Here is an 18023-nt window from a genome sequence, read left to right as displayed (position 1 = left end):
AGGGCTCGGGCGCCACGCCCGAGCCCTTCGTCGTGCCGTCGCGCCGTGCGCGACCCCGTGCTCACTGCCCGGAGTGCGGGCTCACCGGCTCGAGCTCCGAGGGGTGGGCCTGGCGCCGGCGGAAGACGCCGTGCAGCAGGAAGGCGCAGACGTAGGCGCCGAACGAGAACCCGATCGTCGCGCCGAGGAACAGCGTCTGCGGGGCGACGAGCGCGAGGCAGGCCGACCCCACCGGGATCAGCACCAGCAGCAGGGTGCGCGCCGGCTCGACCAGCGGCAGGAGCAGCGCGTTGCGCACCGTCCGCCGCAGCGGCGCGTCGAACCAGCCCACCAGCGCGAGCGCGTAGAGCAGCGCCGCGAGGAGGTAGCACGCGCCCAGCAGCGCGAGAGCCCCGGCCACGGCGCTGAGCACGCTGGTCAGCGAGAGCCAGAAGACCCCGCTGTAGACGAGCATCGCCGCCGGGAGCCCGAGGGCCACGAAGGCGGCGGTGCCCCGCCAGGCGTTCCGGCCGAGGGCGACGACGAACCCGCGCACCAGGTGCCCGCGCTCGTCGTCGGCGTACCGGAGCGTGACCTCGAGGAGCGCGCTCGTGGCGACGCCGATCGTCACGACGGGCAGGCAGGCCAGCAGGTACAGGACGTTGAGAACCACGAACAGGACGAACGTGGTGATGCCCTGGGCCGTGCGGCCCTCGGGATCGATCCTCACCGGGCCGCCCCCGCCTGCACCCGCAGCCCGCTCCGTGCCGGCAGTTCGGCGCTGGACGGGCCTGCCGCGAGGACGTACTCCCCCGGCTGGACGCGGAGCGCGCCGTCGAGCGCCCCGCCCCCGGGCCCCGACTCCCAGACGGCGAGGCGGGCGACGTCGAACGGGACGTCGACGACCGCCTCCTGGCCGGCCTCGACGCGCACGCGCCGGTAGCCCAGCAGCAGGCGGACGGGGGTGGCGATGTCGGCCGCCGCGCAGCCCAGCGAGTAGACCTGCACCAGCTCGTCGACGGGCCGGTCGCCGGCGTTGCGCACCGTCACCCGCGCGGTGAGGACGCCGGGGGCCCCGGGGTCCGCGGGGTGCAGGGGCGGGTGGTCGCGCGTCGGCGGCGGGGCGTCCACGGCGGCCCGCGAGAGCTCGAGGCCCCCGTAGGCCACCTCGCCGTACGTGAGGCCGTGACCGAAGGCGAACGCCGGGACGCCCCGGTCGTCGGCCGGCAGGTGCCGGTAGGTGACCTGCTGACGGCGCGTGTCGTAGTCGAAGAGGTCGCCTGCCTGCTCCGGCCGCGCCGGCCAGGTCTGGGCGAGGCGGCCGGTGGGCTCGACCGCCCCGGTCAGCACGTCGGCCAGCCCGTGCCCGAGCTCCTGCCCGCCGTGGCTGCTCCACACGACCGTCGCCGCGTCGTCGGCCCCCGGGCCGAGGACGTACGGGTAGCTCGAGACGATCGCCAGGACGGCGCGGGGGTTCGCGTCGGCGGCCGCCCGCCACACCTCGACGGCGGCGTCGGGCAGCAGGAGGTGGGGGCGGTCCTGCGTCTCGCGCCCGTTCAGGTGCGGGTCGTTGCCGACCACCACGACGACGGCGTCGCACCGCGCGGCGGCCTCCGCCACGCGGGCGGCCCCCGACTCCAGCACCCGGGGCACGAACCGGGCGGCGTCGTCGAGCGTCCGGCCCTCGGCGCACAGCACCCCGGTCTCCCGCTGCACCCGCACCCAGCGGCCCGATCCCAGGTGCAGCAGCGACCACGAGCCGTCGGCGTGGACGTGCCGGCGGAAGCTCTCCTGCACCTCCCAGCCGCCCACCCGCTCGGCGTCGGCGCGCAACGGCCACGACGCCCCGGTCAGCAGGCGCCCGGACGCCGCCGCGCGCAGCGTCAGCACGCCGTCGCCCCAGTCCGTCACGTGCAGGTGGGTGGCCTTGCCCGCGTCGGCGGCGTCGGCCACGACGCTCGCCCCGTCCGCCGAGACCGCGACGTACCGCCCGGAGCCCGCCACCCGCAGCGCGACGACGTCGGACCCGGTCGCGACCTCCACGTGGTCGGCACCGAGCGCCGCGCGCAGCCCGTCGGCCGGCGTGACGGCGTACGGCGGCGTGCCCGAGTACCAGTCCGTGAGGACGACGTCGGCGAGCGGGCCGACCACGGCCACGGACCCGGCGGCGAGCGGCAGCGTCCCGGCCTCGTTGCGCAGCACGACGACGGACCGCGCCGCGGCCTCCCGGGCGAGCCTCCGGTGCTCCGGCGCGTCGATCGTGCCGTCGTGCGCGTACGGATCGTCGTCGCCGTCGAGCTCGCCGGTCCGGATCCGCAGCTCGAGGAGGCGCAGCACCGCCCGGTCGACCTCGTCCGTGGTGAGCAGGCCGCGCTCGAGGGCCTCCTCGACCCGTCGCACCGTGGGCGCACGGTCGGCGTCGTCGTCCGTGAAGGAGTCGACGCCGGCCCGCACCATCGCGGCGTTCCCGGCCGCCCGGTCGGCGGCCGCGCCCTGCAGGGTCACGAGGAAGGCGGGCGCCGCGGCGTCCGAGACGAGCGCGACGGAGCCCGGCGCCCACGACCGCAGCTCGTCGAACAGGTCGCCCTGCAGGTGCGCCGGTACGCCGTTCACCTGGTTGTACGACGGCATCACGGCGCCGGCGACGCCCGCCTCGACGGGTTCCCGGAACGCGGGCAGCTCCTCCTCGTGCAGGGTGCGCGGGTCGAGGTTCGAGCTCGTGGACGACCTGTCGGTCTCGTTGTTGTACGCGAGGAAGTGCTTGAGCGTCGGCACCGTCTTCCACACCCGTTCGTGCTCGCCCCGCAGGCCGTGGCTGTAGCCCGTCGCGAGGTGCGCCGTGAGGTGCGGGTCCTCCGAGTACCCCTCCTCGTTGCGTCCCCACCCCGGGTGCCGCAGCGTGTTGACCACGGGCGCCCACACGTTGAGGCTCACGGACGGGTCGGCCCGGTGCTTGGCCCGCACCTCGGACGCGACCGCGTCGCCGACGCGGCGCAGCAGGTCGACGTCCCACGTCGCCGCGAGCCCCACCGGCTGAGGGAAGACGGTCGCCTCCCCCAGCCACGCGACACCGTGGAGCGCCTCGCAGCCGGTGTGGAACGGCGCGAGCCCGAGCCGCTCGACGGCGGGCGCGTGCTGGTGGAGCATCGCGACGCGCTCGTCGTGGGACAGCCGGGCCAGCAGGTCTCGTGCGCGCTCGGGCGCCGGCAGGCGGGGGTCACGGAAGGCAGGCACGTCCACGGGTCCTCCTCGGGGCGCCGCGGCGGTGCGGCGGTGCGGCTGGGATCACGCTCCCCTGTCGAAGCGCTTCAACAACGCTACCGAGTCCCCGGCCCCGAGCGCAAAGGCCTTCGAGGCGGTGGTGCGGCGGAGCCGGCTCAGCCGAGCGGCACGTCGACGCCCCCGCGCAGCACGCGCCGCACGCGCAGGTCTCCGTCGGTGACGACGACGTCGGCCCGCCGCCCCACGACGAGGCCGCCGACGTCGGTGAGGCCGAGCACACGCGCGGGCACCCACGACGCGGAGCGGACGGCGTCCACGAGCGGGACCCCCGCGGCGACGGCGTGGCGGACCACGTCGACCAGGTGCGCCGTGCCGCCTGCGATCGCGCCGCCGTCGGGGTCGTCCGGGTCGGTGAGGCGGGCGACCCCGTCGCGCACCGTCACCGCCATGGGACCCAGCTCGTAGGACCCGTCCGCCATGCCCGCGGCGGCCATCGCGTCCGTGACGAAGACGACCTGGTCGGCGCCGACGGTCTCCACGACCGTCCGCACCGTCGCCGGCGCCAGGTGGACGCCGTCGGCGATCAGCTCGACGACGAGCTCGCCCCGGGCAGCGGCGGCCAGGCACGCGGCGATCGGGCCGGGCGCCCGGTGGTGCAGGGGGCGCATGCCGTTGAACAGGTGGGTGGCGGTCATCTCGCGCGCGGGCGCCTCCCCGGCCTCGGCGGCGGCGGCGAGGGCCGCGGCCACCTGCGCGACGAGCTCCTCCGCCTGCTCCGTGGTCGCGTCGGTGTGCCCGAGCGACGGCACGACGCCGGCGGCGACCAGCGCGTCGGCCGCGCCGTCGGGCCCGACCACGCCGTCGACATCGGGGGCCACGGTCATGGTGCGCAGGTGCCCGCGCGACGCCTCGACGAGGTCGCGCACCAGGCCGACGTCGCCGGCGACGAGGTCGGCCGGGCTCTGCGCGCCGCGCCGCTCGTGCGAGAGGAACGGCCCCTCCGCGTGGATCCCGGCGATCTCGCCCGCGTCGGCCAGACCAGCCAGCAGGGCCGCCCGCACCAGCAACGTCTCGCGGTCGGCCGTGACCAGCGACGCGAGCATCGTCGTGGTGCCGTGCCGGCGGTGCTCGCGCACCGCGACCAGCGCGTCGGCGGCGGTCGACGCGTCGGGGAAGCCGACGCCGCCCCCGCCGTGGTTGTGCAGGTCGACGAGGCCGGGCAGCAGCACGGTGCCTGGCTCCGGGACCGCGGCCGCGGCCACCGCGGCGGCGACCTCCGGGTCGGCGTGCTCCGCCGCCGCCACGGGTCCCACCCAGCGCACGAGGCCGCCCGCGACGACGACCGCGCCGTCCTCGACGTCGTCCTGCGGGGTGACGACGCGGCCGCGCAGCGCGACCGACGCGACGGGCTCGGGGGTGGGGGCCGTGGGGATGGCAGCGCTCATGGGCCCATCCTGCCGCAGGGCGAAGGAATTCCGAAACCTTCCTGACAAACCGCGACCGGGCGTCATCGGAGGCGTCAGAAGAGGCGCGACTCCACGTCGTCCACGCCGCGCATCGCGTCGTAGTCCAGGACCAGGCACTCGATCCCCCGGTCCGTCGCGAGCACGCGCGCCTGCGGCTTGATCTCCTGGGCGGCGAAGACGCCGCGCACCGGGGCCAGCAGCGGGTCACGGTTGAGGAGGTCGAGGTAGCGGGTCAGCTGCTCGACGCCGTCGATGTCGCCGCGGCGCTTCAGCTCGACCGCCACGGTCGCGCCGGAGCCGTCGCGGGCGAGGATGTCGACCGGTCCGATCGCCGTCATGTACTCACGGCGCACCAGCGTGTGGCCCGCACCGAGGAGGTGGATCTGCGCGGCCAGCAGCTCCTGCAGGTGCGCCTCCACGCCGTCCTTGACGAGGCCCGGGTCGACGCCCAGGTCGTGGGCGGAGTCGTGCTCCACCTCGTGCAGCTCGATCTCGAGGCGGTCGTCGGACTTCTGGTGCTGCACCGTCCAGACCTGCGTGACGCCGCGCTCCCGCGCCGCGTCGTCGGGGTCGCCGACCGCCATGACGCACGGCGGGCTCATCCAGTTGAGCGGCTTGTAGGAGCCGCCGTCGGAGTGCAGCAGGACGCTGCCGTCCGCCTTGACGACGAGGAGCCGCGTGGCCAGCGGCAGGTGGGCGGTGAGCCGGCCCGTGTACCGGGCCGAGCAGCGGGCGACGACGAGACGCACGGTCCTCCTCTTCGTTCGTGGCGGGTGCTGCGGGCGGGCGCCGCGGGCGACGCCACCAGGGAGGATACGCGGGCGGTCTACAGGACGAGGTCGCGGCGCCCCGGGGGCGCGGACTCGAGCCACGACGCCAGCCCGGCGTAGGCGCCGGAGGACATCAGCAGCTCGAAGTCGGTGCCGTCGTAGCGGCAGCGCACCAGCACCTGGTCGGGTTGACCGGCCTGGTCGAGCGGGGCGCGGCCGGTGATCGAGAGCCCGTCGCGTCGCCAGACGCGCGCCGGGCGCGGCGCGAGCGACCACCCGCGCCACCAGTCGATGCGGCCCACGGCGTAGTGGGCGATCCCCACCATCCACGCGGCCTGCGGGTCGTCCGCGGGCCGGGCGTGGCAGGGGAAGGAGCCGACCCTCCGGGAGAGGGTCCGCAGGCGGGAGGCGCCGGCGGCGAGCACCAGTCCGAGCGCGACGACGAGAGCCACCGCGGTCCAGACGACGTACGCCACCGGCACCTGCCTCAGCGCAGCGCCGGCTCGCGGCCGGACAGCTCCGAGACCTCGTCGACGACGATCGTCACGAGGTTGCCGTCGACGGAGACGAAGCCGCCGGTGACGTGCGCCTCGACCGCGGTCCCGTGGGCCGTCGACACCTTGACCGTGCCCGGGCGCAGCACCGCGAGGAGCGGGGCGTGGCCGGCGAGGATGCCGACCTGGCCGTCGACGGACGGGGCGCTGACCTCGCGCGCCGCGCCGGACCAGACCTTGCGGTCGGCCGCGACGAGGTCCACGTTCAGCTCTGCCATCTCCATGTCCTCTTTCCGATCGTGCGGGGTTCGTCAGGCGGTCGCGTCGCCCCGCCAGCAGGCGGTGCCTCCCGGCGGGGCGACGCGGCGGGACGAGACCGTCAGGCCCCGTACTCCTTCTGGATCCGGGCCCAGTTCTCCTCGAGCATCTCGAGGCCGCCGATGTTGTAGAACGCCTGCTCGGCGATGTGGTCGAACTCGCCCTCGGCGATCTTCTTGAACGCCTCGATGGTCTCGCTCAGCGGCACGGTAGAACCCTCCACGCCGGTGAACTTCTTCGCCATGTAGGTGTTCTGCGAGAGGAACTGCTGGATGCGGCGCGCACGCGCCACGACCGTCTTGTCCTCCTCCGAGAGCTCGTCCACACCGAGGATCGCGATGATGTCCTGCAGCTCCTTGTTGCGCTGCAGGATCGACTTCACCTGGGTGGCGACGTCGTAGTGCTCCTGGCCCACGTAGCGCGGGTCGAGGATGCGGGACGTCGAGGTCAGCGGGTCGATCGCCGGGTACAGACCCTTCGACGCGATCTCTCGGGAGAGCTCGGTCGTCGCGTCCAGGTGAGCGAACGTGGTCGCCGGCGCCGGGTCGGTGTAGTCGTCCGCCGGCACGTAGATCGCCTGCAGCGAGGTGATCGAGTGGCCGCGCGTCGAGGTGATGCGCTCCTGCAGGAGGCCCATCTCGTCGGCCAGGTTGGGCTGGTAGCCCACCGCGGACGGCATGCGGCCCAGCAGGGTCGACACCTCGGAGCCGGCCTGCGTGAACCGGAAGATGTTGTCGATGAAGAGCAGCACGTCCTGCTTGCGCACGTCGCGGAAGTACTCCGCCATCGTCAGGGCGGACAGGGCAACGCGCAGTCGCGTGCCCGGCGGCTCGTCCATCTGACCGAAGACCAGGGCCGTCTTGTCGAAGACGCCGGCCTCCTCCATCTCGGCGATGAGGTCGTTGCCCTCACGGGTGCGCTCGCCGACGCCGGCGAACACGGACACACCGCCGTGGTCCTGCGCGACGCGCTGGATCATCTCCTGGATGAGGACCGTCTTGCCGACGCCCGCACCACCGAAGAGGCCGATCTTGCCACCCTGCACGTACGGGGTGAGGAGGTCGATCGACTTGATGCCCGTCTCGAACATCTGCGTCTTCGACTCGAGCTGGTCGAAGGCCGGCGGCTTGCGGTGGATGGGCCACCGCTCGGTGATCTCGATCTTCTCGCCCGGCTCGGCGTTCAGCACGTCGCCGGTCACGTTGAAGACCTTGCCCTTGGTGACGTCGCCGACGGGCACGCTGATCGGCGCCCCCGTGTCGGTGACGACGGCGCCGCGCACGAGGCCGTCGGTCGGCTTCAGCGCGATCGCGCGGACCAGGGAGTCGCCGAGGTGCTGGGCGACCTCGAGCATGAGGGTGAAGGACTTCTCGCCCTCGCCCTGCGACGACAGGTCGATGTCGACCGTCAGGGCGTTGTAGATGTCGGGGATCGCGTCCTCGGGGAACTCGATGTCGACGACGGGGCCGATCACGCGCGCGACACGGCCCACGCCGGGTCCGCTCTGGTGCTCGACCGGGGCTTCCACGGTGGTGGCGGTCATTGCTTGCCTCGCTTCGAAAGGTTCGTTCCGGGTGTCAGGGTGGGCGTCATGACGCCGCGAGGGCGTCGGCACCCGAGACGATCTCGCTGATCTCCTGGGTGATGTCCGCCTGGCGAGCCTGGTTCGCCAGGCGCGTGTAGGTACGGATCAGGTCCTCGGCGTTGTCCGTCGCCGTGTGCATCGCCCGCTGGCGCGCGGCCAGCTCGGACGCCGCGGCGTCGAGCATGAAGCTGAAGATGCGGCTGCGCACGTACCGCGGCAGGAGGGCGTCCAGGACGCTCTCCGGTGACGGCTCGAAGTCGTACAGCGGGAACGCGTCGTGCTCGCCGGGCACGGCCACGCCCTCGACGACCTCGAGGGGCAGCATCCGCACGACGCGCGGGCGCTGCGTGACCATGTTGACGAACTGCGTGTACACGACGTGCAGCTCCGAGACGCCGCCCTCGTCCGCCGGGGCGAGGAACGCCCCGAGCAGCGTGTCGGCGATCTCGCCGGCGACGTCCGAGTCCGGGCTGTCCGAGCCGTACGACCACTGCCCCGCGAGCTGACGCCCGCGGTAGCTGTAGTACGAGACGGCGCGGCGGCCGGTCGCGTAGAGCTCGACCTGCTTGCCCTCGCCCTGCAGCTGCGCGACCAGGCGCTCCGTCTCGCGGATGATCGACGCCGAGTAGGCGCCGGCCATGCCGCGGTCGGACGCGATCACGAGGACCGCGACGCGGTCGGTGTCGTGCCGCTCGCTCGTCAGCGGGTGCTTGGTCGACGTGTGCGTCGCCACGGCGGACACCGCGCGGGTGATGGCCCGCTCGTACGGTGCCGCCGCGGCGGTGCGCGCCCGCGCCTTGCCGATGCGGGAGGCCGCGATCAGCTCCTGCGCGCGGAACATCTTCTTCAGCGACTGCGTCGACTTGATCCGCTGCTTGTAGATGCGCTGGGCTCCACCGGCCATGCTCAGGCCTTCTTCTGCACGACGAGCTGCTCCTGCTCGACGTCCGCGGCGTCGCCCTCGTCGTCGCCGCCGACGAGCGGGGTGCCGTCGCCCTTGAGGAAGCCGTTGCGGACGTCCTCGACGGCCGCGGCCAGCGCGTCCTCGGTGTCCTGCTCGAGCTTGCCGGTCTCGGCGATCGTGGAGAGCACCGAGGTGTTCCGACGCAGGTGGTCGAGCATCTCGGACTCGAACCGCTTGACGTCCTCGACGGGGACGTCGTCGAGCTTGCCCTTGGTGCCGGCCCACACGGACGCGACCTGGTCCTCGACCGGGTACGGCGTGTACTGCGGCTGCTTGAGCAGCTCCATCAGCACCGCACCGCGGGCCAGCTGGCCGCGCGACGCCGCGTCGAGGTCGGACGCGAACATCGCGAACGCCTCGAGCGAGCGGTACTGGGCCAGCTCGAGCTTCAGCGTGCCGGAGACCTTCTTCATCGCCTTGATCTGCGCGTCACCGCCGACTCGGGAGACGGAGATACCGACGTCGACCGCCGGGCGCTGGTCGGCGTTGAAGAGGTCCGACTGCAGGAAGATCTGGCCGTCGGTGATGGAGATGACGTTGGTCGGGATGTACGCCGAGACGTCGTTCGCCTTGGTCTCGATGATCGGCAGGCCGGTCATCGAGCCCGCGCCCAGGTCGTCCGAGAGCTTGGCGCAGCGCTCGAGCAGCCGGGAGTGCAGGTAGAAGACGTCGCCGGGGTACGCCTCGCGGCCCGGCGGGCGGCGCAGCAGCAGCGACACGGCACGGTAGGCCTCGGCCTGCTTCGACAGGTCGTCGAAGATGACCAGCACGTGCTTGCCCTGGTACATCCAGTGCTGGCCGATGGCCGAGCCGGTGTACGGGGCGATGTACTTGAAGCCCGCCGGGTCGGACGCCGGGGCGGCGACGATCGTCGTGTACTCGAGCGCGCCGGCCTCCTCGAGGGCACCGCGCACGGAGGCGATCGTCGAGCCCTTCTGGCCGACGGCGACGTAGATGCAGCGGACCTGCTTGTTCGGGTCGCCCGACTCCCAGTTGGCCTTCTGGTTGATGATCGTGTCGATCGCGATCGCCGTCTTGCCGGTCTGCCGGTCGCCGATGATCAGCTGACGCTGACCGCGACCGATCGGGATCATCGAGTCGATCGCCTTCATGCCGGTCTGCAGCGGCTCGTGCACCGACTTGCGCTGCATGACGCCGGGCGCCTGGAGCTCGAGGGCGCGGCGGCCCTCGCTCTCGATGTCGCCCAGACCGTCGATCGGGTTGCCCAGCGGGTCGACGACGCGGCCGAGGTAGCCCTCGCCCACGGGGACGGACAGGACCTCGCCGGTACGGCGGACCTCCTGCCCCTCCTCGATGCCCGTGAACTCGCCCAGGACGACGACGCCGATCTCGCGGACGTCCAGGTTCAGGGCGAGGCCGAGCGTGCCGTCCTCGAACCGCAGCAGCTCGTTCGCCATCGCGCCGGGGAGGCCCTCGACGTAGGCGATGCCGTCGGCGGCGACGGTGACGCGGCCGACCTCCTCGCTGACCGCGCCCTCGGGCTCGTACGACTTCACGAAGCTGTCCAGAGCGGCGCGGATCTCCTCCGGCCGGATCGTCAGCTCAGCCATTGCTCTCTCCTGTCGTGGCCGCGTATCGCGCGGCCTCACGTTCTGCGTAGCCGACCGGGGCCGGCGCTGGGCCTAGGGGTTCAGCCGGCCAGCCGGCGACGGGCGTCGGCCAGGCGGGACAGCACGGTGGAGTCGACGACGTCGGCGCCGACCTGGATGCGCAGGCCGCCGATGACGGCGGCGTCGACCGTGACGTTGAGCTGCACGGGGCGCCCGTAGGCGCGCTCGAGCAGCCCGGCGAGCCGGTCCTGCTGGGACTGGCTGAGCACGCTGCCGCTCGTGACCGTGGCCACGAGACGGCGACGACGCTCGGCGGCGATCTCCCCGTACCACAGCAGCGTCGCCACGAAGCGGCGGCCGCGCAGGGCGGTCGTGGCGCGCCGGGCGAGCACGAGCGTCACGTCGTCGACCTTGCCCGTGAGCAGGGTGTCGACGAGCTGCGCGCGGCGCTCGGGGTCGGACGCGGGGTCCGAGAGCACCTGGCGCGCCTCGCGCTGCCCGACGAGCGCCCGGGTCAGCCGGAACAGCTCGTCCTCGACGGTCTCGAGGGTGCCGCGTGCCTCGGCGGACGCCAGCACGGCGTCGAGCCCGAGACGCTCGACGGCGTCCACGAGGTCCGCGTCGCCGGCCCAGCGCGACCGCGCCAGGCCCGTGACGAGGTCGACGACGCGCTCGTCGAAGCCCCCCGCGAGGATGCGGCCCGCCAGGGCCGCGCGGTCCTCCGGGCTGCGCGACGGGTCGGCGAGCGACCGGCGCAGCGGACCGGACTCGTCCAGGGCGGCGACGACGGCGAACAGCTGCTCGCCGAGCGCCTTCGCGTCGGCCCCGGCGGCCCGCAGGACCGGCTCGAACCGCTCCTGCGCCGCCGCGAGGGATGCTCCGCTGGTGCCCCGCATCAGCCCTCCTTGCCGACCGAGTTGCCGACCGACGCCGTGCGGGACTCGTCGCCCGCGGCCTCGAGCTCGTCGAGGAAGCGGTCGACGACGCGCGACTGGCGCGCGGAGTCCTGCAGCGACTCGCCGACGATCTTCGACGCCAGCTCGGTGGCCAGCTCGCCGACCTCGGCACGCAGCGAGACGGCCGCCGTCTGGCGCTCCGCCTCGATCTGGCGGTGGGCGGTCTCGACGATGCGCGAGGCCTCCTCGTGCGCCTTGGTGCGGAGCTCCGCGACGATGGCGGTGCCCTCGGCGCGCGCCTCCTCGCGGGTCTTCGCGGCGTCGGCACGGGCCTCGGCGAGCTGCTGGTGGTACTCCTTCAGCGCCTCCGCGGCCTCCTCCTGCGCCTTCTCCGCCTTGGCGATGCCGCCCTCGATCTTCGCGGTGCGCTCGTCCAGCACGGCCTGGAACTTGGGCAGGACGTACTTGTAGAACACGATCCCGACGATGATCACGATGATCAGCGACCACACGATGTCCGGCGTGTGCGGCAGCAGGATGTTCTGGGTCCCCTCCTCCGCGGCGACGTCCGCGGTCGAGGTGCTCAGGGGGGAAGCCATCACGCCGGGACGATGAAGCCGGCCACCAGGCCGAGGAGCGCGAGCACCTCGACGAAGGCGATACCGATGAACATCGTGGTACGGAGCTGGCCGGAGACCTCGGGCTGGCGGGCCATGCCCTCGATCGTCTTGCCGATGAGGATGCCGAGGCCGATGCCGGGGCCGACCGCCGCGAGGCCGTAACCGATCGTGCCGATGTTTCCGGAGACCTCGGCGAGGGTGGTGACGTCCACTGGGTTTCCTTCCGTTGGGCGCCGGGCCTCGGGTGGCCCGGCGTCTCTTTGTGGTTGCAGGTGGTGGAGCGGGTGTCCGGCTCAGGCCGGGAACCGCGAGACGGTCAGTGCTCCGCCTCGACGGACATGTTGAGGTAGACGGCGGTGAGGATCGCGAAGACGTAGGCCTGGAGGGCCGCCACGAAGATCTCGAAGAAGAAGAACGCCGCGCCCGCCACGAACGTGCCAGCGCCGAAGAGCTTCATCGCGCCGGCGGAGTCGAAGAGGAAGAACGACGTGGCCGCGAAGCAGATCGCGAGCATGAGGTGCCCGGCGACCATGTTGGCCAGCAGTCGGATGACGAGCGTCGCGGGACGCAGGATGAAGACCTGCAGCGCCTCGATCGGCACGAGCAGCAGGTACAGCGGCTTCGGCACGCCCGGGGGGAACAGCGAGTTCTTCAGGTAGCCGCCGAGCCCGTGCGCCTTGACACCCGCGGAGAGGTACATGACGTACGTCCACGCCGCGAGCACGATCGGCAGGCCGATCACGGACGTTCCCGCGATGTTGAGGAACGGGATCACCGCGGCGATGTTCATCACCAGCACGGTGCAGAAGATCGTCGCGAGCAGCTTGAAGTACTTGCGGCCGTTCTCCTGGCCCAGCACCTCGATGGCGATCGAGTTCCGCACGAAGTCGAGGACCATCTCGACACCGTTCTGGAACCGACCGGGCACCAGGCGGGCGCGACGAGCGGCGATGCAGAACACCAGCAGCAGGACGGTCGCCATGATGACGCGGACCAGCATGATCCGGTTGAACTCGAAGGGCGTGCCCTCGAAGAAGATGGCCGGCGGGAAGAAGTCCGCGATCGTCGGCGCTTCGAAGCCACCGCCCTCGGCGGCGAGCAGCATGGGGATCGCTGGCGTAGACAGGGGATTCTCCCGGAGGTCGTACGGTCCGGGCGCTCCACCGCTGGGCGGGCACGCCATCGGACCTGGCCGTCATGGATTCGCGGACAGCCTACCGGATGTTCACAGGTGCTCCGACATCCGGGAGCAGAATTTCCGGCAAGATCACGCGGCTTGTGAAGAAGCGCACGATGTTGCCCCCGGCGACGGATGGTCGCCCGGCGCAAGCACCCTGGTCAGGCGGGCGGAGTCACGGCTGCACGTACGGCACCCGGCCGCTGTTCACGGCCCGGTAGTCGAGCAGCGCGGAGCCGATCGCGCCCACCGCGAGCACCACGAGCAGCACCCACGGGTCGTAGAACGTGCGGCCCTGGATCAGCACCAGCACCACGATGAGCACGACGATCTTGGCCACCCACGCCCCCATGACGAACGCCGCCATCCGCGCCGGGCTCGAGCCGACGGTGCGCATCATCGACCAGATCGTCGTCGCGCAGAAGAAGGCCGCGATCGCGGCGCCCACCAGCGCGCCCCAGAGGCCGGGCAGGCCGGCCACCAGGAGGCCGATCCCTCCGCCCAGCACGACCAGGGCGCCGACGAGCAGCAGCGTGTCCCGCAGCGCCGTCCGCAGCACCCGGCGCTCCGCGGCGGCGGCGTGCTCGACCGTGGCGCCTCCGGCCGGGTCGGCCGCAGGGTCGGGAGTCGGGCCGGGGGTGTCGGGCGTCGTCATCGCTGGCGTCCTTCGTGCGTCGTCAGGGTGGGCGCCGGCGGTACCGCCGGCGGGGTCGGGGTGCGGGGGGTCGCGGGCGCGGGGTGCGCCGCCGCGACCGCCGGGTGGCTGCCGGTGGCGACGTCGTCGTCCAGGAAGCGCCCGCGCGTGCGCAGCGGGCCGAGCGTGAGCAGCAGGGCCACCACGACGGCAACCGCGAGCCCGGCGAGCACGGCCTTCCAGTCCCACAGCACGAGCGCGGCCACGCCGAACGAGAAGACGGCGGCCCACACGTAGAGGATGAGCACGGCGCGCCGGTGGGAGTGGCCGAGCGCCAGCATCCGGTGGTGCAGGTGCATGCGGTCGGGGTGGAACGGCGACTTGCCCGCCGCGAGGCGGCGGACCACGGCCATCGCCATGTCGAGCAGCGGCAGCAGCACCACCGCGACCGGCAGCAGCAGCGGGATGAACAGGGGCACGCGCTGCGCCCCCGAGAGCGTCGCGCCCATCGAGACCGGGTCGACGTTCCCCGTGATCGTGATGGCCGAGCCGGCGAAGACGAGGCCGAGCACCATCGAGCCCGAGTCGCCCATGAAGATGTGCGAGGGGAAGAAGTTGTGCGGCAGGAAGCCGAGACACGCGCCCACCAGCACGGCCATCATGAGCGTCGCGAGGTTGGCGTAGTTCTCCGGCGTGGCCTGCTGGGTCAGCCCGTAGGTGTACAGCAGGAAGGCGGACCCACCGATCGCGATGAGGCCCGCCGCCAGCCCGTCCAGGCCGTCGACGAAGTTCACCGCGTTCATCGCCACGACGACCACCAGGATCGTGAGGAACAGCGAGATCCGCGACGAGGTGATGAACAGCCAGTCCGGCGTGGGCAGCGACGTCAGCTGCACCTGCTGCCAGGCCATGAACCCCGCCGCGAGCACCTGCCCGGCGAGCTTGGTCATCCAGTCCAGGTCCCACACGTCGTCGGCCCAGCCCAGCAGGCAGACGATGACGGCGCCCCCGACGATGCCCCACGCCTGCGGGCCCGTCTCGAACACGCCCGCGAGGAACGGCATCTGCGACGCCAGCACCACCGCGACGACGATGCCGAGCAGCATCGCCAGGCCGCCGAGCCGGGGCGTCGGCTGCACGTGCACGTCGCGCGCCCGCACCGCCGTGATCGCGTTCGTGCGGCGGGCGACCCACCGCGCGCCCGGCGTGGCGAGGTACGTGACCGCCGCCGAGACGAGCAGCAGGAGCAGGTAGGCCCTCACCCGGCGGACTCCTCCGCGGGCGCGGCACCCTGCTCCTCCGGCCCGCCCGCCGTCGTCCCGTCGGCGGACGTCGCCCCGGACGCGTCGCCGGCCTCGCCAGAGCTCTCCTCGTCCGGCTCGTCGACCCCGCGCACGGGCGCGACGTCGTTGAGCGCCTCGAGCGTGATCGCCCCCTGACGCACCACGCGCAGGTGCTCGCCGGTGGCGTCGACGATGGTCGAGGCGACCCCGCCCGGCGCGTCGCCGCCGTCGAGGTAGACGGTCACCGCGTCGCCGAGCTGCGCGCGGGCGTCGGCGACGTCGAGGGCGGCCGGGTTGCCGGTGGCGTTGGCGCTCGAGACGGCCAGCGGGCCGGTGCGGCGCAGGAGCGCCAGGGCGGCCGGGTGGTCGGGCATGCGCAGCGCGACGGTGCCGTGCGTCTCCCCCAGGTCCCACTGCAGCGAGGGCTGTGCCTGCAGGATGATCGTGAGCCCGCCCGGCCAGAACGCCTCGGCCAGCCTGCGCGCGCCGTCGGGCACCTCGGTGGCCAGGCCGTCGAGGGTGCGGACGTCGGGGATGAGGACGGGAGGGGGCATCTGGCGCCCGCGGCCCTTGGCCGCGAGCAGGGCCGCGACGGCCTCCGCGTCGAAGGCGTCGGCGCCGATGCCGTAGACGGTGTCGGTCGGCAGCACCAGCAGGCCGCCGCGCGAGACCGTGTTCACCGCCTCGTCGATCGCAGGGCCCCAGGTGTTCGGATCGGTGACGTCGTGCACGCTGCTCACGGGCTCAGTCTGTCACGGTTCGACCCGCCGCCCGGCGGTCGTCCGTGTCCTCGTGCGGGTCCTGGTGCGGGTCCTGGTGCGGGTTCCCGGCCGCCGTCGCCGCCCGGCGGGCCACCACCATCCGCGGCCGGCCGGCGAGGTCCTCGCGCGTGGTCGCGGGGCCGAACCCGGCCGTGCCCACGCCCGTGCCCACGACCGTGCCCACGGTCGTGCCCGCCACCATCGCGCGCGCGGCGGCGGCCTGCACCTCCGCGTGCTCCATGACGTACAGCCCGCCCGGGCGCAGCAGCCGCGCCGCGGCCGCGGTGACGCCGCGCGGCACCTCCAGGCCGTCGTCGCCCAGGCCGTAGAGCGCCACGGCCGGGTCGTGGTCGGCCACCTCCGGGTCGCGCGGGACGGCGCCCGGCGGCACGTACGGCGGGTTGGAGACGACGACGTCGACCTGGCCGTCCAGGTCGCGCAGCGCGGTGCGCGCGTCGCCGCGCACCAGGTGCACGACGGCGTCCTGCCGGTCGCCCGTCGCGGCGGCGACGTTGCGGGCCGCCCACCCGTGGGCCTCGGAGTCCAGCTCGACGGCGTGCACCCGGGTGCCGGGGACCTCGGTCGCGACCGCCAGGGCGATCGCTCCCGACCCGGTGCACAGGTCGACCACGACCGCGGCGCCCTCGCGGGCCACGACGCGCGTCGCCTCGTCGATCGCGACCTGCGCCACCTGCTCCGTCTCCGGGCGCGGGACGAACACGCCCGGCCCGACGGCGAGCTCCAGGTGCCGGAAGGCCGCCACGCCGGTGAGGTGCTGCAGCGGCTCCCGGTCCGCGCGCCGCGCGACGTCGGTGGCGAACCGCTCGGCCGCGCCGTCCGGCAGGCCCCGGTCCAGCACCGCGAGGCGCCGCGCCTCCGAGCGGTCGACGCCGAGCGCGTGCGCGAGCAGGGTCTCCGCGTCGACGCGCGGGCTGGGCACGCCGGCGGCCGCGAGCCGCGCCGTCGCCCGGCGGAGCGCCGCGCCGGTGGTGCGGGGCAGCTCGTCGTCCGCGACGTCCCGCGCCGTGCCCGGCCCCGCGTCAGTCACCCTGGCCGCCCGCCGCGGCGAGCCGCGCCGCCTCGTCGGCGTCGACGGCCGAGCGCACCACCGGGTCGAGGTCGCCCGCGAGCACGTGGTCGAGGTTGTACGCCTTGTACCCGGTGCGGTGGTCCGCGATGCGGTTCTCCGGGAAGTTGTACGTGCGGATCCGCTCGCTGCGGTCCACCGTGCGCACCTGGGAGCGGCGGACGTCGGCCGCGGCCGCCGCGGCGGCCTCCTGCTGCGCGGCGAGCAGCCGGGCACGCAGCACGCGCATCGCCTGCTCCTTGTTCTGCAGCTGCGACTTCTCGTTCTGCATCGACACGACGATCCCCGTGGGCACGTGGGTGATGCGCACGGCGGAGTCCGTCGTGTTGACCGACTGGCCGCCCGGGCCCGACGAACGGTAGACGTCGATGCGCAGGTCGTTGGGGTCGATCTCCACCTCGCCGGGATCGTCCACCTCGGGCAGCACCAGCACACCGGCCGCCGACGTGTGGATGCGGCCCTGCGACTCCGTGACCGGCACACGCTGCACGCGGTGCACGCCGCCCTCGTACTTGAGGCTGGCCCACACGCCCTCGGCCGGGTCGGAGACGCTGCGCGCCTTGATCGCGACCTGGACGTCCTTGTAGCCGCCCAGCTCGGTCTCCGTCGCGTCGAGCACCTGCGTGCTCCAGCCGCGGCGCTCGGCGTACCGCAGGTACATGCGCAGCAGGTCGCCGGCGAACAGGGCGGACTCGTCGCCGCCCTCCCCCGCCTTGATCTCCAGGATGACGTCGCGGGCGTCGTCCGGGTCGCGCGGCACCAGCACGCGCCGCAGGCGCTCGGCCGCGTCGTCCGCGGCCTCCCGCAGGGTCGGCAGCTCGGCCGCGAAGGCCGCGTCCTCGGCGGCGAGCTCCGCCGCCGCCTCCGCGTCGTCGTGCGCCTGCTCCCACGCCCGGTACGCGGCCGCCACCTGGTTCAGCTCGGCGTACCGGCGCCCGAGCGAGCGCGCACGCCCCGCGTCGGCGTGCACGGCCGGGTCGGCCAGCGCGCGCTCGATCTCGGCGTGCTCCTCGAGCAGCGGCCGCGCGGCGGCGAACGAGTCGGTCATGGCATCTCCCGGTCGAGCACGAAGTAGTTCAGGTCATCGCGAGGTAGCTCAGGTCGCCGCGAGGCAGCTCAGCAGCTCGGGCCGGACTACCTCGGCAAAGCAGAAGCGCCGGTGGCCCGTCGTCCGACTGCCCCTGGAGAGGTTGTCG

The 18023-nt window shown here is 73.6% G+C and carries 18 protein-coding genes; all 18 read right to left on the bottom strand.

The annotated features are described in order from the left end of the window. Window positions 1-61: 61 nt before the first annotated feature. On the bottom strand, window positions 62-709 hold the full coding sequence (locus tag ACQP60_RS17310) for a DUF624 domain-containing protein (RefSeq protein WP_429735132.1): 648 nt from the start codon (window positions 707-709) through the stop codon (window positions 62-64). Next, window positions 706-3219, bottom strand: a complete 2514-nt coding sequence (locus tag ACQP60_RS17305; RefSeq protein ID WP_429735130.1) for a beta-glucosidase family protein — start codon at window positions 3217-3219, stop codon at window positions 706-708. The genes ACQP60_RS17310 and ACQP60_RS17305 overlap by 4 nt, the downstream gene beginning before the upstream one ends. Before the next feature lie 137 nt (window positions 3220-3356). Continuing rightward, entirely contained in the window at window positions 3357-4646 is a 1290-nt protein-coding gene (locus ACQP60_RS17300; protein WP_429735128.1) for an N-acetylglucosamine-6-phosphate deacetylase, read from the bottom strand. A 74-nt stretch (window positions 4647-4720) separates the two neighbouring features. Beyond that, a complete protein-coding gene (nucS, locus tag ACQP60_RS17295) occupies window positions 4721-5416 on the bottom strand; it encodes an endonuclease NucS (RefSeq protein WP_429735126.1) in 696 nt (231 codons plus the stop codon). Between the two features lie 77 nt (window positions 5417-5493). Beyond that, window positions 5494-5913 (bottom strand): DUF2550 domain-containing protein, encoded by a 420-nt coding sequence (locus tag ACQP60_RS17290; protein WP_429735124.1) that lies wholly within the window; start codon window positions 5911-5913, stop codon window positions 5494-5496. An 11-nt stretch (window positions 5914-5924) separates the two neighbouring features. Continuing rightward, window positions 5925-6209 carry a F0F1 ATP synthase subunit epsilon gene (locus ACQP60_RS17285; protein ID WP_429735122.1) on the bottom strand — a complete coding sequence of 95 codons (285 nt, stop codon included), beginning with the start codon at window positions 6207-6209 and terminating at the stop codon, window positions 5925-5927. A gap of 101 nt (window positions 6210-6310) precedes the next feature. Next, window positions 6311-7792, bottom strand: a complete 1482-nt coding sequence (atpD, locus tag ACQP60_RS17280) for a F0F1 ATP synthase subunit beta (protein ID WP_429735120.1) — start codon at window positions 7790-7792, stop codon at window positions 6311-6313. Between the two features lie 46 nt (window positions 7793-7838). Next, complete coding sequence (locus ACQP60_RS17275) at window positions 7839-8738, bottom strand: F0F1 ATP synthase subunit gamma (RefSeq protein ID WP_429735118.1); 900 nt, start codon at window positions 8736-8738, stop codon at window positions 7839-7841. A 2-nt stretch (window positions 8739-8740) separates the two neighbouring features. Beyond that, on the bottom strand, window positions 8741-10369 hold the full coding sequence (gene atpA / locus ACQP60_RS17270; RefSeq protein WP_429735116.1) for a F0F1 ATP synthase subunit alpha: 1629 nt from the start codon (window positions 10367-10369) through the stop codon (window positions 8741-8743). Between the two features lie 80 nt (window positions 10370-10449). Continuing rightward, on the bottom strand, window positions 10450-11265 hold the full coding sequence (locus ACQP60_RS17265; RefSeq protein ID WP_429735114.1) for a F0F1 ATP synthase subunit delta: 816 nt from the start codon (window positions 11263-11265) through the stop codon (window positions 10450-10452). Then, window positions 11265-11864: a F0F1 ATP synthase subunit B gene (locus tag ACQP60_RS17260; RefSeq protein ID WP_429735345.1), complete on the bottom strand. Its 600-nt coding sequence runs from the start codon at window positions 11862-11864 to the stop codon at window positions 11265-11267. Before ACQP60_RS17260 ends, ACQP60_RS17265 begins: the two co-directional genes overlap by 1 nt. After that, the gene (locus ACQP60_RS17255; RefSeq protein WP_429735112.1) at window positions 11864-12097 is read right to left on the bottom strand and encodes an ATP synthase F0 subunit C; all 234 of its coding nucleotides are present in this window, start codon (window positions 12095-12097) and stop codon (window positions 11864-11866) included. Before ACQP60_RS17255 ends, ACQP60_RS17260 begins: the two co-directional genes overlap by 1 nt. A gap of 104 nt (window positions 12098-12201) precedes the next feature. After that, window positions 12202-12990 carry a F0F1 ATP synthase subunit A gene (gene atpB, locus ACQP60_RS17250; protein WP_429735110.1) on the bottom strand — a complete coding sequence of 263 codons (789 nt, stop codon included), beginning with the start codon at window positions 12988-12990 and terminating at the stop codon, window positions 12202-12204. Between the two features lie 247 nt (window positions 12991-13237). Next, the gene (locus tag ACQP60_RS17245) at window positions 13238-13717 is read right to left on the bottom strand and encodes a Cg1360 family ATP-synthase-associated protein (protein ID WP_429735108.1); all 480 of its coding nucleotides are present in this window, start codon (window positions 13715-13717) and stop codon (window positions 13238-13240) included. Next, complete coding sequence (locus tag ACQP60_RS17240) at window positions 13714-14958, bottom strand: glycosyltransferase family 4 protein (RefSeq protein WP_429735106.1); 1245 nt, start codon at window positions 14956-14958, stop codon at window positions 13714-13716. Before ACQP60_RS17240 ends, ACQP60_RS17245 begins: the two co-directional genes overlap by 4 nt. Then, window positions 14955-15710: an L-threonylcarbamoyladenylate synthase gene (locus tag ACQP60_RS17235; RefSeq protein ID WP_429735343.1), complete on the bottom strand. Its 756-nt coding sequence runs from the start codon at window positions 15708-15710 to the stop codon at window positions 14955-14957. Before ACQP60_RS17235 ends, ACQP60_RS17240 begins: the two co-directional genes overlap by 4 nt. Before the next feature lie 13 nt (window positions 15711-15723). Continuing rightward, window positions 15724-16740, bottom strand: a complete 1017-nt coding sequence (gene prmC, locus ACQP60_RS17230) for a peptide chain release factor N(5)-glutamine methyltransferase (RefSeq protein WP_429735341.1) — start codon at window positions 16738-16740, stop codon at window positions 15724-15726. 40 nt (window positions 16741-16780) lie between these two features. Next, window positions 16781-17875: a peptide chain release factor 1 gene (prfA, locus tag ACQP60_RS17225; RefSeq protein ID WP_429735104.1), complete on the bottom strand. Its 1095-nt coding sequence runs from the start codon at window positions 17873-17875 to the stop codon at window positions 16781-16783. Window positions 17876-18023 lie beyond the last annotated feature (148 nt).

Source organism: Isoptericola variabilis, from assembly GCF_050311655.1.
GTDB lineage: Bacteria > Actinomycetota > Actinomycetes > Actinomycetales > Cellulomonadaceae > Isoptericola > Isoptericola variabilis.
This window is presented reverse-complemented; position numbering and strand designations above follow the sequence as displayed.